A 14,981-nucleotide genomic window follows, 5' to 3' on the forward strand; every position below is an offset into this window, starting at 1 on the left:
TAAGCGGTTACCGGCGTCGATACGCTGTGCGTGTCGGTACCGGACATAAAAAACCCCGCTCGTTGAGCAGGACTTGGGATGTTTTAGTTAATAAGTACCAAACCCTCCATGGTGCTTGGCACCAGTCTCGACATCCTTGTCGAGCCGTTCAGCGAGGCGGAGCTGTGCTCCTAAAAAAAACTCGCTTCACCCCAGCGGCGGTAACCCGCCACTGGCCAATAGATACAAACAAAAAAGCCTCGGCTTTACCGAGGCTCTTTTGTTTGGAATTAATGGTGCCCAGAGGCGGGATCGAACCACCGACACGCGGATTTTCAATCCGCTGCTCTACCAACTGAGCTATCTGGGCATCAGCATTTCGCTGTGGACGCGTATTAAACGGATTTCGGAGTTACAAGTCAACTGCTTTTTTAGTTGTTTTAAACAATTGCACAAACAATCGCCAGTTTTTCCGTATAACTAGTCTTTTTTCGGCGCTACGTATCCTTCAATCGTCGGTTCAACACCTTCAAACAAAAATGCTTCCATCTTTTCTTCTAAAAATTTGCGCGATTCTGGCTGCATCATGTTGAGTTTATTTTCATTGATCAGCATCGTTTGTTTAGACTGCCACTCAGCCCATGCCTGCTTGGAAATATTATCGAAAATACGCTTACCTAACTCGCCCGGGTACAATTGAAAATCCAACCCTTCAGCTTCTTTTTTTAAGTATGCACAGTTTACTGTTCTGCTCATGATGCCCTCTACAATTTGGCTATATAGTCTGATTATAAATCAGTCTTTAAACTATCTAAAATTCGTTTCGTTGGTGCCGCTAAACCCACATTTACCGGCTGCTGCAAATCGAACCACTGAGTTCCTTCCTCTGCTACGCTATGTTGTGGTAATTCAGGCAATTGCAATAGCACCGGCGTAATATCCAGATGAAAGTGACTGAATGTATGTCGAAATGACATGAGCTCTTGGATTGATTCTGCAGCGTTGGCTTTGTAAGTCGAAGTAATATGCTCATGCAAAGCCTCTGCGTCAGGGAATTCATAAAAACCCCAAAGGCCGCCCCATATGCCGGTCGCAGGGCGCTGTTTTAACAATATGCTGCCACGTACAAAAGGCACCAACATAAAGGTAGCTTTTACTGGCAGTTCTTTTTTCGGTTTCTTGCCCGGTAGCTCAGCTTGTCTACCTTGTGCAAAGGCCAAACAACCGGTTTGAATGGGGCAATGCTCACATGCTGGCTTGCTACGTGTACATAAGGTTGCACCTAAATCCATCATCGCCTGGGTATAATGATTATTGCGCTCTTGTGGCAACACAGAGTCAGCATATTCCCATAATTGGTTGGCGATTTTCTGATTGCCTGGCCAACCGTCTACGGCAAAATAACGCGCCAGTACTCGCTTAACATTGCCATCGAGAATTGCATGCGCCTGCTTCTCTGCAATCGATAGAACTGCTCCTGCAGTTGAGCGGCCGATGCCCGGCAAGGCTATAACTTGCTCAATATCAGTTGGAAACACGCCATCGTGGTCACGGGCAATTACTTGCGCGGCTTTGTGAAGATTGCGCGCCCGCGCGTAGTAACCCAAACCGGTCCACAAGTGTAAAACATCGTCAATCGGGGCTTCAGCTAATTCAATAACCGTCGGAAAGCGCTCCATAAAACGCTCGAAGTAAGGGATTACTGTTGTCACTTGAGTTTGCTGCAACATGATTTCAGAAATCCAAACCCGATAGGCGTTTACATCTTGCTGCCAAGGTAGATCTTTTCTGCCGTGCTGATCAAACCACGCGAGCACTTGTTGGGAAAATGACATTGATGAAATTCAAAAAAACAACATTGTGGAGTATTGCTTTATACTACCAACAAAACAGCGATTAGGTTTAGCGAATGTGGCAAATTGAACAGCCAACCATATTTTTACCCGGAACTTTATGTGATGAAAGAGTCTGGTTGCCATTGTGGCAGAACTGCAATTTCGCGGCCGGATGCCGTCAATACGCACCGCTGCAGTGGGCCAATGATTTAGAGCAGATGCTTTCTTTAACCTTTGATCGCTTAAACAGTGCACCAGAACCGGTGCATTTAGTGGGTTTCTCAATGGGTGGATACGTTGCCGCCCTCGCTGCATTGCAGCATCGAAATATCGCCAAACTCACCTTGGTTGGTTATAACCCCAGGGGGCTCGATGCGACTGAGGAAAAGCAACGCCTAGCAATAATAAAAAGCATCAATAGCGGCGGTTTTAAAAATTTCTCTGATGAGCGGTTGTTACAATTCATTACTCCACAAGAGCTAGAAGACACTAGCGCTGGAGACACAATAAGAGAAATGGCTGCAGACCTTGGCGGCGCGACACTCAAAGCGCATTTTACCGCAACCACACCGCGGCAAGATTTAACTCAGAAGCTCGCAAAGGCTCACTTTCCGATTCACTTTATAGCCGCTGAGCACGATAAGGTTGCACCTTTGCTAGCCATAAAGGAATGTGCAAAACATATCTCAAATGCAAAGGTTACTGCCATCCACAACACTGCTCATATGATGTTGCTCACCACCCCTAACGACTGTGGGAATGCAATTTTCAGCTAGGTGTGGTTATTTTTGCTTCGCTAGATTTGCATTCATCCGCTAACCTAGGATAATGCCGCGCATCTAGATTTAGAGAGCAGATCAATGGGTCAATTTAAAAACCAAGCAGAGGCTGAAGCTGCAGGGGTTTACGTTAGTAAAGTTAAGAGTTACGTAAAGCGTGAAGGACGTTTAACCAAAGGGCAAGCGCGCGCGTTAGAAAAGTGTTGGCCAACGATGGGGTTAACCGTTGATCAAGGTCTGCTCAACTTTAGCGAAGTATTTGGTAACGATAACCCTGTAGTCCTTGAGATTGGTTTTGGCATGGGCAAATCGCTGGTTGAAATGGCAGCCGCGGCTCCAGAGCTTAATTTTATTGGTATTGAAGTACACCGTCCTGGTGTTGGCGCATGCTTAAGCGATGCGGATGCTGCAGAGATCACTAACTTACGCGTATTTGAACACGATGCGGTTGAAGTCTTAGCCGAATGCATTGCTGATAATAGTTTGCACCGGGTACAACTCTATTTCCCTGACCCATGGCATAAAAAACGTCATCACAAGCGTCGCTTAGTACAACCGGAATTTGTTGAAAAACTGCGCTTAAAACTCTCAATTGGTGGCACTTTTCACATGGCTACTGATTGGGAGCCGTATGCTGAACACATGCTTGAAGTTATGCAGGCGAGTAAAAACTTCACCAACACTTCAGCAAGCAATGATTACGTGCCCCGCCCTGACTATCGCCCGATCACCAAATTTGAAACACGTGGTCAAAAGCTCGGTCACGGTGTTTGGGATTTGATCTACAGCCGAGTTAGTTAATGTTAAGCGGTTCGAGCCAATTAGTTTGTCGCAATGAGCACTTGTTTTCCCAAGGTCGCTGGTTAGTTGTTAATCCAACTGAGGCTGAAATTTTTGCGCAGCTTCCCACCGCAAACATATTTGGTGCGCACCAATACTTCGATGTCTATCAACAGTCATTAAATGCCAAGCAGGCGCAAAGTTTCGGTGCGGAATTGACGCTGCCGGCTGACGGCCAAGCATTTGATGGCGTTTTGATCTATTTACCCAAAGCCAAAGCGCATACCGCGATGTTAGTCGCCAATGCGCAAGCAATAGTGCGCGAAGGCGGTACTATCGCCATTGTCGGCAGTAACGATGCTGGGGCAAAAAGCATCGGTAAACAGTTTAAAGCCACATTCCATTCACCACAAAAATACGACGCAGCTCGCCATTGCGCCTTGTGGCTCATGCAGTCTGAACAACAAAAGTCTTTCAATTTCGAAGACTATTTGAAAGTTAGTACTTACTCGCTTGATGATATCGATTGGCAAGTGGCGGGCTTGCCGGGGGTATTTAGCGCCGACGGAATCGATGTTGGTACAGAATTACTGCTGAGGTCGCTACCGCCAATTGGCAACCACAGCGTGCTTGATTTTGCATGCGGTGCAGGTGTGATCGGCAGCTACATATTACGTCGCTTTCCTGAAGCTAGAGTGTCTTTTTCGGATATTAACGCACTGGCCTTGTATGCCTGTGAGAAAACCTTAGCGCTCAACAATCAAGTCGGTACAGTGCGCCCCTCGAATGGCCTGGCCGAATGGCAACAGACCTTTGACAGGGTTGTAACCAATCCACCCTTTCACACCGGTAAATCTACCGACTACAGCATTACTGAAACCTTCATTAAACAAGTTGCTAAACATCTAAATGCCCTTGGTGCATTAGTATTAGTAGCGAATCGCTTTTTGCCTTATCCAGAACTTATCGATAAAAGCCTAAACCGACAACCTGATCTCGCTCGCTCCAATAAGTTCTGCGTTTACCATGCGCTGAAAAAGTAATTTTGTTTTCACTATAGTTGGCTTAACATCTAGGTTCGTATGCAATTGTTAGGCTCTTAGAATGCGCATTGGATTTGTTGTTTCAGAAGTAGAAGACTTGGTAAAAACCGGCGGCCTAGCCGACGTCGGTAAAGCATTACCAATTGCGTTGACTGAAATGGGTCACGATGTGCGAATCGTTATGCCGATGTATCAGGCTATCGCTGATCATCACAGGTTATCTGATGCCTGTGTTTCGCTGAATTTTGCGGTAGAAGAGCGTCAATACCAATTCGCTGTCAAGCAGCTTGAATTGCACGGTGTCACTGTGTACCTGATTGATCATGCTGAATTTTTTCAGCGAGCGGGCCTGTATTCAGATGGTTATGACGCCTATACTGACAACGGCGAACGCTTTGGTTTCCTCGCCAATGCTGCATTACATGCTTTCAGCCACGTTGGTTTTATTCCTGAGGTGATTCACTGTAATGATTGGCATACTGCCTTGCTACCCTTTTTTATCCGCTACAACCCTGACAACAATATTAATCAGGAGTTTGCGGCTACTCGCACAGTATTAACTATTCACAATGCCGCTTTCCAGGGGGTTTTTGAACGCAGTAGTGTCCATATGTTAGCCGGCAATACTGCAATCGAGCACTTTAATCACAGCGAATACGTTAATTTTCTGCAAACCGGCCTACAGTGTTGTGATGGTATTACCTCTGTCAGTCCCAACTACGCAAAAGAGTTACTCACAGACTTGGGCAGCCACGGCTTGTCTCACATATTGCGACGGCGCCAGGATCGCTTGTATGGCGTGCTCAATGGGTGTGATTACAGCCAATGGGATCCGCAAACGGATATCCACATAAAGCACCATTTTAACAGCCAAGATATGTCAGGTAAAAAAGCGTGTAAGATGGCACTACAGCGCTTCGCTAAACTCCCTAAGGCCGCCAAAATCCCCATCATCGGTATGGTATGCCGACTCACTGAACAGAAGGGGTTTGGCTATATCATGCCTATCCTCGAAAGGCTATTACAGCACAATGTTCAGCTGGTTATTGTCGGCACCGGTGATCCTGTTGTGGTAGAACAGCTACGCCACATTAGTGCTCAGTTTGCGAACAAGTTTAGCTTTATTGAAGGCTTTAGTAATGAATATGCACATTGGATTGAAGCCGGCAGCGACTTCTTCTTAATGCCATCGCAATTTGAACCTTGCGGTTTAAATCAGATGTATAGCCTTGCCTATGGAACCTTGCCGATTGTGCGAGGTGTTGGTGGATTAAAAGATACCGTCATCGACTTAGAGCAACAGCCCGAACAGGCGACCGGGTTTGTCTTTTTACCTCCTCAGCCCCAAGCCTTATTGGATTGTATTCGACGCGCCTTGCTAACTTATCACGAAAGTCCCGAAGAACTGGCTAAAATGCAGCAACGCGCAATGCAAACTAAGTTTACTTGGTCGCAAGCGGCCGCTAAATACGCCGAGGTTTACCAACAGATTTTATGAAAACCCACCACACCGTAACTATCCCGCTCTTATTGTCACTGCTTGCACAAACAGCGGCAGTGAGCGCGCAAGAGCCAATGCAGTGCATTGAAAATCCCGAGCGTGAGTTGGCTTGCGAGCACTTAATCATCAAGAAAACCGCCCCCAATATATTACGCGATACGCCGTTAGAAACGCCGACTGTGTGTATTTGCGTCGCTGATTTTATGCCTGATGAAAATGCTACTGAAATGCCCGAAGAAGCAGAGCAATGGTTGAGTAATTGGGGGCTAACTAAGCAAGACCTAATCGCTCTATTGCGTTATTAAACTGCACTGGATTGACAGTATTAGTTGGCGAACGAGATTCTGCTTGCTAAAGTGAGTAAATAACAAGCAAAACGGCACTTAAGGGTTCCACTGCGAATGGCAGATCACTCAAACCGTCTTTCAATAAAATTTTTGTTCATCGCCTTGGTCATGTTCATTGCTGCTATTGCTGTGGGAAGTGCTGTCGTAGTGAAGGCATATAGCGAACAACGCCATCACCGAGCCGAGCAAGTTCAGCAGATCCGCAATTTCGCCAGTATGTTAGCCAATCATGTTGTACTGATTGAACAGCGCTACCGAAACGACGTGAGGGGTTGGCCCGATGACGTATTAGCGTTCTTGGAAGAAGTACCCTCTGTGCTCAACGTTCACATATATATGAATCCAGCAGCCGTTGGTGAAGGGCCACTCGACAACGACAATATTAAAGCGACGTATGATCGCATAGGCCAACCACAAATCCCCAAGCGGACCCCCGGAGATTTAGCACGCCTGATTCAACCGCGCGAATATGCTGATGGCATGGAGTATATGCACCCCATTATTGGACCAACAGGTGAAATTGGCATTCTGTTTATTCGCGTCAGCGGCGAAACTTACGACAATTTTATTAGTGAGAGCTTTATGCGCTCCTTGGTACTCGGCGTTGTCATTTTACTCATCGCCGGAATTCTGGCTTGGCGATTTGAACGAATTATCACAGGGCCAATTGGGCAACTGATTCATTTCATGCGCCAAGTAGCCCGTACCGGGGAATACAGCTCGCAAATCAATGCCAATGGTACTGCTGATTCAGCTGAATTAAGTGATGCGCTCAATACTCTTCTCAAACGCATGGCTGGTTACGTAGAGCGCAACCATCTCATGGAACAGGAGTACCAGTCTCTGAATGCTGGGCTGGAAGAAATGGTGAGCCAACGTACAACCGCACTGAAAGAAGCAAACCAGGAACTCATTCAGACATTAGAAAAGCTGCATCAATTCCAGCGACAAATTGTTCAAAATGAAAAAATGGCCTCGCTTGGTGACATGGTTGCTGGTGTGGCACACGAAGTAAATACGCCTATTGGTCTGGGCGTGACTGCCTCCACTATGATGTTGGATCGCTTAAAAACACTGAAGACCGATTTTGAGACAAAAAACCTCAAGGCCAGTGCGATGCAGAAGTTCATCAATGAAGGTGAGGAAAACCTCAATATTATCTACCGCAACCTAAATCGAGCAGCTGAATTAATTTCGAGTTTCAAACAAGTTGCGGTTGACCAGTCGAGCGAGAATAGTCGTGTATTTGTGCTGGCTCAATTGATAGATGAAATATTGTTGTCTTTGCGTCCACGCTTGAAAAAGCTTAAACATCACGTAGTGGTCGAATGCGAACCTGACTTATGCATCGAAACCAAAGCAGGCCCTATCAACCAAATCTTAATCAACCTGATTATGAATTCAATATTACATGGCTTTGACGATATTGAAGAAGGTGAGATAGTCATCAATGCTACGATTTCCGGCAAGCGTAACTTGCACATCGTTTACACAGACAATGGTAAGGGGATCCCCGATGAGTTACGCAAGCGAATATTCGATCCATTCGTGACAACTAAGCGTGGACAAGGAGGGTCTGGGCTCGGGATGCATCTGGTTTATAATTTGGTTACTCAGGCACTTAATGGCTCAATTACTGTGGAAAGTGCAACCAACGAAGGGGTGAAGTTTGATATAATCTTCCCGGTCAAAGTTAAAGAGGCTGATAAGGTGCTCAACAGCCCCTATGAATAACTTGAAAAAAAACGATTAAGCCTTACTCTTTGGTGAGGATAAAAAAATTAAACCTGTCTGGTAAAGAAAAAATGCAAACGCCGAATATTTTAATAGTTGAAGATGAAGTGGTAACAAGAACCACACTTAAAAGCCTTTTTGAGGCCGAAGGTTATAATGTATTTGAAGCAGAGAACGGCGACCAAATGCATGATTTCTTTACCAACCACCCGATTAATCTTGTGATCATGGACATCAATCTGCCTGGTAAGAATGGTTTGATTTTGGCCCGTGAAGTGCGCAATCGCAAAAATGTTGGTCTGATATTCTTAACCGGAAGAGACAATGACGTAGATCGCATTTTAGGTCTGGAAATTGGCGCTGATGACTACTTAACCAAGCCTTTCAACCCTCGTGAATTAACGATCAGAGCACGTAACTTGTTGTCTCGGACTACAACTGCTTCTGACGATGACGATCTGCCAAGTCGCGTGAGTTTTAACGGTTGGACTTTAGACGGTGACAGCCGCTCCTTAGTTTCACCTAGTGGTAAAGAATTCCGCCTACCGCGCAGCGAATTCCGCGCGTTGCACCTATTTTTGAGTAATCCGGGTAAAATCTTAACGCGTGAACAATTGATCATGGAAATGACAGGCCGTGAACTTCGCCCTAATGACCGCACGGTAGACGTTACTATTCGTCGTATCCGCAAACACTTCGAGTCTGATCCAGGTGAAGTCGAGTTGATCGTAACGATCCACGGAGAAGGTTATCGCTTCTGCGGTAGTGTTGACGCCTAGCTAAACAATCCAAGCATGTGGCGGATTAGTTACCCGCCACATTCATCTGCTCAATTAACACTGAACCTGAAACAACGGCACCGCGTTGCTCCTGCTGCGAGCCAATCGCTACAATATTGGCAAACATATCCCGCAACGAACCCGCAATGGTGATTTCGTGAACTGGGTATTGAATTTCTCCATTCTCGACCCAAAAACCGGCGGCACCGCGCGAATAATCACCATTGACAATATTTACGCCTTGTCCCATTAACTCAGTTACCAACAGACCCGTACCCATCTCTTTGAGTAACGCTTGATCACTTTGTCCAGTATTACCTACCAACCAGTTGTGAATCCCGCCGGCGTGACCATTGCTCACCATACCCAACTTTCGTGCCGAATAACTGGTGAGCAAATAATCTTGCAGTACACCTTGGGTGACAATATCGGCATCAACTGTCGCTACGCCTTCATGATCAAATGGAGAGCTTGCTAGTCCAGCTGGTATGTGAGGCCGCTCTTGAATGCTTAGCCAATCTGGGAAGAGTTGTTTACCTTTACTATCTAATAAAAAGCTCGACTGGCGATATAAGCTACCTCCGCTGATTGCACTCACAAAGTGGCCAAACAAGCTACTAGCAATATCGCGATGAAAAATTACCGGTACTGAGGCTGTATCTATTTTACGGGCTCCAAGCCGAGCCACAGTTAGGCGTGCTGCCTCTTGACCGACCTTAACGGTAGAGTCTAGCCGCTCTGCCTTGCGGTCAACAGTATAGCTATAATCGCGCTGCATATCGTCGCCTTGCTCACCAATAACCACACAGCTCAAACTGTAACGGCTACTGGGGTAACCCGCTAACAAACCATGCGTATTACCATATACCCGCAGACCTAAGTTGGCGTTATATGATGCACCATCTGAATTAGTGATCCGAGGGTCAAAATCGCGAGCAGACTGCTCCGTTTCAAGCGCCATAGCCAGAGCTTTATCGGTATCTAATGTTTCGGGGTGATACAAGTCACAGTCAGGTATATCGTCAGCCATCAACGCTTTGTCTGCCAACCCTGTGCAAGGGTCTTCACTGGTATAGCGGGCAATGTCAACGGCCTTTTCTACCGCTAACTCAAGCGCAGAATGGCTCAAATCGGCTGTGGAGGCGCTCCCTTTGCACTGACCGACATAAACGGAGATCCCCAAACCACCATCGTTGGTGAACTCAACATTCTCTACTTCACCAAGACGTGCGGATACAGCAATACCTTCGACACGAGACATACTAGCTTCCGCATGACTCGCCCCTTTTTTAGTAGCCAATTGCAAGACTTCAGCAACCTTACCTTTGATTTCTTCGAGTTGTTGATTTATATCCATTTTAACTTTCACTACCCACTGGAGTTTCACCACGTTACAATCTTCATAAGTGTATCACTAAAGACAAGCAAATGACCGTCTCTAACTCAGATTCTGAAGATAACTGGTTTGAAGCTCAGCACGACTTCGAAGCGGAAGAAAAAAGCAAAACACAACTCAAACGCGAAGCTGAAGAAAAGCAAAAGTTGGCCACTCAGTTAGTTGAAATGAGTGAAGCCAACTTGACTAAAATGCCATTGGACGACGAATTGCTTGACGCAGTTTTGGTTGCGCGAAAAATCAACCGCAAGAAAGATGGCTACCGCCGTCAACTTCAATTTCTCGGCAAGCTGATGCGCAGCAGAGACACCACTCCCATTGAGCAAGCCATAATGTTGCTCACCAACCAACATCGTATGGCTAATGCGCACTTTCATTACTTAGAGACGCTTCGCGATAACATTATTACCGCCGGTGACTCGGCAATTGAAGAAGTGTTGAGTGAACACCCTCAGTTAGAGAGACAAAAGCTGCGTCAGCTGCAACGCAAAATAAACAAAGAACAACAACAGAACAAACCACCTGCAGGTGCTCGTGAATTGTTTAAGTATTTGAAAGCGTCTATAGAAGAGTAATTATTATGCTAAAAAAGCTCGCACTCATCGCTGTACTCGGTACCTTACTTTCGGCCTGTAATGGTAGTTCTGGTGAAAATGGCGAATCGCCATTTGATGGTGGCTCTGCGCCTGTTGCACCGGTCACAGCTTTACAGTTAAGCGTTCTTGATGCCAATTGCGATGAGGTTTCCAGCAATAGTTTTACTACTGAACAAACAGCTTGTCTTGAAGCCCTTTTGACACGTAATGGTGCAGCCGTAAGTAATGAAATAATAACCTTCAGTAGCGGCATAGGTAGCTTAGATGTCGCATCAAAATTAACGGGCAGTGATGGCATTGCTCGGGTTTTTCTTAGCTCAGACGGTCAATCTGTCGGTGCAGCGACAATTAACGCCAGTTTCGATAGTGTCCAAGCTCAAGCGGCAATTGAGTTTCTATCAGTAGATGGTCAAAACGGCACTTCAACCACCATAGCGCTCCAGATGCTTAACCAAAATGGTGAGCCTACCCAGCGCTTTCGCGCCAATCAGCAAGTCAGGCTTCGAGCAGTACTTACGGATGCCACAAATACCCCCATTGCGAATGAAATATTGAGCTTTAGTGCATCACGCGGTTTGTTACCCATTACCGACGCACTGACCAACAGCTCCGGCATTGCAGAAGTTGTACTCAATGGTGATGAAAGCAATATTGGCGCTGCCATTGCCACTGTAACATTACTGGGTGATGACACCGGAACTTTGGTAGATACCATCAACTACGAAATTCAATCGGTTGACGCAGTTGAAGAAGACGTGGTCCGTATCGGATATTTTGATAGCACCAACTTTCTAGAAGGGGTCATCGGCGTAAATGGAATTGCCAGTGATGCTGACGTTACCATCAGTGCTGGGGCCACTTTAGGTCTACAAGTTGGTTTGGCAGACAGCAATGATCAGCCAATTGTAGGAAGCACACCAATCAGCTTTACCTCTTCTTGCGTGCTTGAACAACGAGCGACTATAGACGCGAGTGTATCAACGGTGAACGGTCGCGCGTCATCCACGTATGAAGATATAAACTGCGCAGGCGGCAGTGGCAATGACGACATAATTAGCGCGACGGTGATTGTAAATAACTCACCCATCACAATTTCACGCACCATTGAATTATTGCCAGAAAGCATCGGCTCAATCCAATTCCTATCGGCAAGCCCGAACTCAATTGTGCTACAAGGAACTGGAGGGCAAGGCAGCGCTTCGGTCTCAACAGTTACTTTCCAAGTCAACGGTGAATTAGGTAACCCACTGGCTCAGCAAGCGGTTAATTTTGTCATGAGTACCAATGTTGGAGGCCTAACCTTATCGCCTTTAGAGGGTTTAACTAACTCAGAAGGACAAGTAAGTACACGTGTAACTGCTGGCAATGTACCTACGGCTGTGCGCGTATTGGCTTCAGTTGTAGGTAATGATAACCAAGTAATTAGTACGCAATCGGATCTTCTCACCGTCAACACAGGTTTACCCGACCAAAACAGTTTCTCGTTGTCGACTAGTAACCCAAATCCTGAAGCTGCGGGCATCAATGGTCAACAGGTCAATGTTACCGCGTATTTAGCCGACTCGTTTAACAATCCAGTTCCTGACGGCACTGCTGTCGCATTTACGACTGAAGGCGGGCAAATTGAGCCCAGTTGTACTACAACCAATGGCAATTGCACGGTGCAATGGACTAGTGCCGATCCACGTGTTGAAGACCACCGAATTACGATTCTCGCCACCGCCATAGGGCATGAAACTCTATTCGACAGCAATGGTAACAACGTCTTTGACGACAGTGATGGTGACGCATTGGATCTAGGTGAAGACAGTGGTTTCAACATTGTCTCATCGACGACAACCGGGTTCTCGGATATCTCCGAAGCTTGGCGCGATGACAACGAGAACGACGTTTTCGATGTTGCTGAGACGTTCTTAGATTTTGACGGCTCAGGTGACTTTACAAGCGCCAACGGTTTATTTGATGGGCCGCAATGCCAAGCTGGCAACTGTGGAGCATCGGGGCTGCACGTACGCAGAGCTATTGTAATGGTAATGGCCTCATCAAATGCGATTATGCGATTTTTTAACGGCGTTGATGAACTCACCAATAACCAGGGTGGAGCCGCAACTGGCCCTGTCCTATCGATACCTCGAGGTGAAAGCGTATCGCTGCAGTTACTGATATCAGATACGGCGGATCAAACCCTGCCAAGTGACACGAATGTGCAAATCACAGCCTCAGCTGGCACTCTTACGGGTGAAACCGCATTCAGTGTTAGTAAGAATAATCGCGCAGGCGGAGCCACGTTGAATGTAGTGCTGACCAACAGCTTAACCAACGATCAAGATCCTATTGATGCGACTGTCACGGCAACAGTGACAACGCCAAGTGGTGTCGTCACTACGTTGACGATGATAGTGAGTTTAGACTAACTTACGTTGGTATCTTGCCCGAACGCCAATTCTTTTAGGTATCGGGCTTGCACAGCACCACCGAATCAAGTTGGCTATAATTTGGTCATTTTTGTAGCGTCTGCGCGCACTAATCAATATACTCATACTTTGGGATTCATTTGAAAAGGACTTTACCGTGAAGCCACTGCTCATGATTTTCTGCGTATTTGTTTGTTCGCCGCTATTAGCTATCAACGAGCACTCAGATAGCTTTGAAATAACGGACAACGCTACTGTATTGATATCCGATGCTAAACAGTATTTAGACGAGAACTGTGACGTCAGCTTTGTCAACAGAATGTCGGTATTGCACGCAGATTTCACATATTCATCACACACGTACCTGATCGCCGGTGACCATATTTTTTGGGGAGAGTCTAAACGTGATTTAGGCATGGAATATTGGTCATGGGGCTGTGAATCAGTGGCAGAGAAGCTGTTTGAGCAAGCGAGATATCACGCGGTTATTTCGGCACATGAAGAACTGTTGAATTCGGTTGCCAACCTGCCAGCAGACTTATTACCGCCGGGACAAATTAACAGTGAATTGTGCCGCCGTACCACTCGCACTGATTGCCCTTTGTAGGAGTAAGGTGATGCGCAAAATTGTTGCTCTTTTCGTCGGACTGGTGATAAGTGGAACATTATCTGCCAATAACTTAGTCCCGAAACAAGTCAACTCGCTTGAAATACTTGACGCGATGGCTGAACTCAGAGCCAGACCAAATAACAGCGCGCTAGCAATGGCACCCAATGGCGCTTTTGGCACAAGTTGGAATTATGCAACTCCTGAGCAGGCGATTGAAGCAGCTTCAAGTAATTGCCAGAAGCATGCTAACAATGCGAAATGCGAAGTTGTTTTTGTCAATAATACGGTTGTTAATTCAGATTCTATTTATGAAAGTGCATTACGTGCAGATTTAAACTCGCAATTAATTCAGGTTCATCCAGTAATACCTGCCAATCATTTTCCTGCAGGCATTGCAGGTAAGGCTTACTTGCGTACAGCCTTCCTTGAATACACGCGCTTTCACGGACAAAAAGCTTTCGCGGTAAGTCCAGACGGTAGTTGGGCCTATCAGGCGGAAAAAGCATCGTTAGACGTTGCGAAAGCTCAAGCACTCCAGCAGTGTGTTAGAAATAGTACCGATAAAGCTTGCCGGTTAGTCGATTTAAACCATGTGTCTCAGACTCAGCTCATAGAGATCGATGAGTACAATGGCAAAGTTGCGGCGAAAGTAACAGAAATTCCAAGCATCATCGCTACTTACAATGGGATTCATCAATATCGCCACTTTCTATCCTTACTTGGTTATAAAGCATTAGCCATCGCGCCAGGCCGAGTGAGTGGTTCGCGAGGTGAGCTACACTTTGTTTTTGGGCTCGAAAATGAGCAAGAAGCTAAGAGACAAGCCTTGCAAAAATGTCAAAAATTTACCGCGTCAGAGTGTCAGCTAGTAATGCTCAATGACAGGGTTTTTGGCACCATGATAGCATTGCCGGAAGTCCCGCCTAATGTTAGCCCTTTAGTATCCAGTGAAGTAACACTGGGCGCTGCCCTACAGCGTTTTCAACATCCTGATTTCAAAGCAAAGGGCAATTGGGCAGTCGCAGGTAATGGTTTAAGAAGTATTGGCTATGTTGAAGACTACATTGAAATCGAGCAGGCTACAGCGCGCGCGATTGCAATCTGCGAATCATTTAGTGCAATCCGAGATGAACCCTCAGGGCAGTGCCAATTAGTCATTCTTAACGGTCAAATTGTTCGTTAAATCTG

The 14,981-nt window shown here is 46.3% G+C and carries 14 protein-coding genes and 1 tRNA gene; 11 read left to right on the plus strand and 4 right to left on the minus strand.

All coding sequences use genetic code 11. The features are described from left to right. Window positions 1–273 precede the first annotated feature (273 nt). From QTP81_RS00655 to mutY, 3 genes are all read right to left on the minus strand, one after another. A tRNA-Phe gene (locus QTP81_RS00655) sits at window positions 274–349 on the minus strand. A 110-nt stretch (window positions 350–459) separates the two neighbouring features. After that, entirely contained in the window at window positions 460–735 is a 276-nt protein-coding gene (locus tag QTP81_RS00660; protein WP_289363018.1) for an oxidative damage protection protein, read from the minus strand. Window positions 736–767: 32 nt separating this feature from the next. Continuing rightward, window positions 768–1,814 carry an A/G-specific adenine glycosylase gene (mutY, locus tag QTP81_RS00665; RefSeq protein WP_289363020.1) on the minus strand — a complete coding sequence of 349 codons (1,047 nt, stop codon included), beginning with the start codon at window positions 1,812–1,814 and terminating at the stop codon, window positions 768–770. Window positions 1,815–1,888: 74 nt separating this feature from the next. On the opposite strand from mutY, the gene QTP81_RS00670 reads away from it, so the two are divergent. The 7 genes from QTP81_RS00670 (at window position 1,889) to arcA (ending at window position 8,777) form a co-directional block, all read left to right on the plus strand. Next, window positions 1,889–2,590 carry an alpha/beta fold hydrolase gene (locus QTP81_RS00670; RefSeq protein ID WP_289363021.1) on the plus strand — a complete coding sequence of 234 codons (702 nt, stop codon included), beginning with the start codon at window positions 1,889–1,891 and terminating at the stop codon, window positions 2,588–2,590. A gap of 84 nt (window positions 2,591–2,674) precedes the next feature. Next, on the plus strand, window positions 2,675–3,394 hold the full coding sequence (gene trmB, locus QTP81_RS00675; protein ID WP_289363023.1) for a tRNA (guanosine(46)-N7)-methyltransferase TrmB: 720 nt from the start codon (window positions 2,675–2,677) through the stop codon (window positions 3,392–3,394). Continuing rightward, window positions 3,394–4,416 (plus strand): methyltransferase, encoded by a 1,023-nt coding sequence (locus QTP81_RS00680; protein WP_289363024.1) that lies wholly within the window; start codon window positions 3,394–3,396, stop codon window positions 4,414–4,416. The genes trmB and QTP81_RS00680 overlap by 1 nt, the downstream gene beginning before the upstream one ends. Before the next feature lie 61 nt (window positions 4,417–4,477). Further along, the gene (gene glgA / locus QTP81_RS00685; RefSeq protein ID WP_289363025.1) at window positions 4,478–5,914 is read left to right on the plus strand and encodes a glycogen synthase GlgA; all 1,437 of its coding nucleotides are present in this window, start codon (window positions 4,478–4,480) and stop codon (window positions 5,912–5,914) included. Continuing rightward, entirely contained in the window at window positions 5,911–6,222 is a 312-nt protein-coding gene (locus QTP81_RS00690; RefSeq protein WP_289363026.1) for a hypothetical protein, read from the plus strand. The genes glgA and QTP81_RS00690 overlap by 4 nt, the downstream gene beginning before the upstream one ends. Window positions 6,223–6,318: 96 nt before the next feature. Further along, window positions 6,319–7,998, plus strand: a complete 1,680-nt coding sequence (locus tag QTP81_RS00695) for a sensor histidine kinase (RefSeq protein WP_289363027.1) — start codon at window positions 6,319–6,321, stop codon at window positions 7,996–7,998. Between the two features lie 71 nt (window positions 7,999–8,069). Then, window positions 8,070–8,777 carry a two-component system response regulator ArcA gene (gene arcA / locus QTP81_RS00700; RefSeq protein WP_289363028.1) on the plus strand — a complete coding sequence of 236 codons (708 nt, stop codon included), beginning with the start codon at window positions 8,070–8,072 and terminating at the stop codon, window positions 8,775–8,777. A gap of 25 nt (window positions 8,778–8,802) precedes the next feature. On the opposite strand, the gene pmbA is transcribed toward arcA, so the two are convergent. Then, window positions 8,803–10,134, minus strand: a complete 1,332-nt coding sequence (gene pmbA, locus QTP81_RS00705) for a metalloprotease PmbA (RefSeq protein WP_289363368.1) — start codon at window positions 10,132–10,134, stop codon at window positions 8,803–8,805. Window positions 10,135–10,205: 71 nt separating this feature from the next. Here pmbA and yjgA point away from each other — a divergent pair, with 71 nt between their 5' ends. The 4 genes from yjgA (at window position 10,206) to QTP81_RS00725 (ending at window position 14,976) form a co-directional block, all read left to right on the plus strand. Continuing rightward, window positions 10,206–10,748, plus strand: a complete 543-nt coding sequence (yjgA, locus tag QTP81_RS00710; protein ID WP_289363029.1) for a ribosome biogenesis factor YjgA — start codon at window positions 10,206–10,208, stop codon at window positions 10,746–10,748. 5 nt (window positions 10,749–10,753) lie between these two features. Then, complete coding sequence (locus QTP81_RS00715) at window positions 10,754–13,183, plus strand: Ig-like domain-containing protein (protein WP_289363030.1); 2,430 nt, start codon at window positions 10,754–10,756, stop codon at window positions 13,181–13,183. A gap of 157 nt (window positions 13,184–13,340) precedes the next feature. Continuing rightward, window positions 13,341–13,790 carry a hypothetical protein gene (locus tag QTP81_RS00720; protein ID WP_289363031.1) on the plus strand — a complete coding sequence of 150 codons (450 nt, stop codon included), beginning with the start codon at window positions 13,341–13,343 and terminating at the stop codon, window positions 13,788–13,790. Window positions 13,791–13,800: 10 nt separating this feature from the next. Next, window positions 13,801–14,976, plus strand: coding sequence for a DUF4189 domain-containing protein (locus tag QTP81_RS00725; protein ID WP_289363032.1), 1,176 nt, complete (start codon window positions 13,801–13,803; stop codon window positions 14,974–14,976). Window positions 14,977–14,981: the final 5 nt, after the last annotated feature.

The organism is Neoalteromonas arenosi (genome assembly GCF_030362855.1).
Lineage (GTDB): Bacteria > Pseudomonadota > Gammaproteobacteria > Enterobacterales > Alteromonadaceae > Alteromonas_E > Alteromonas_E arenosi.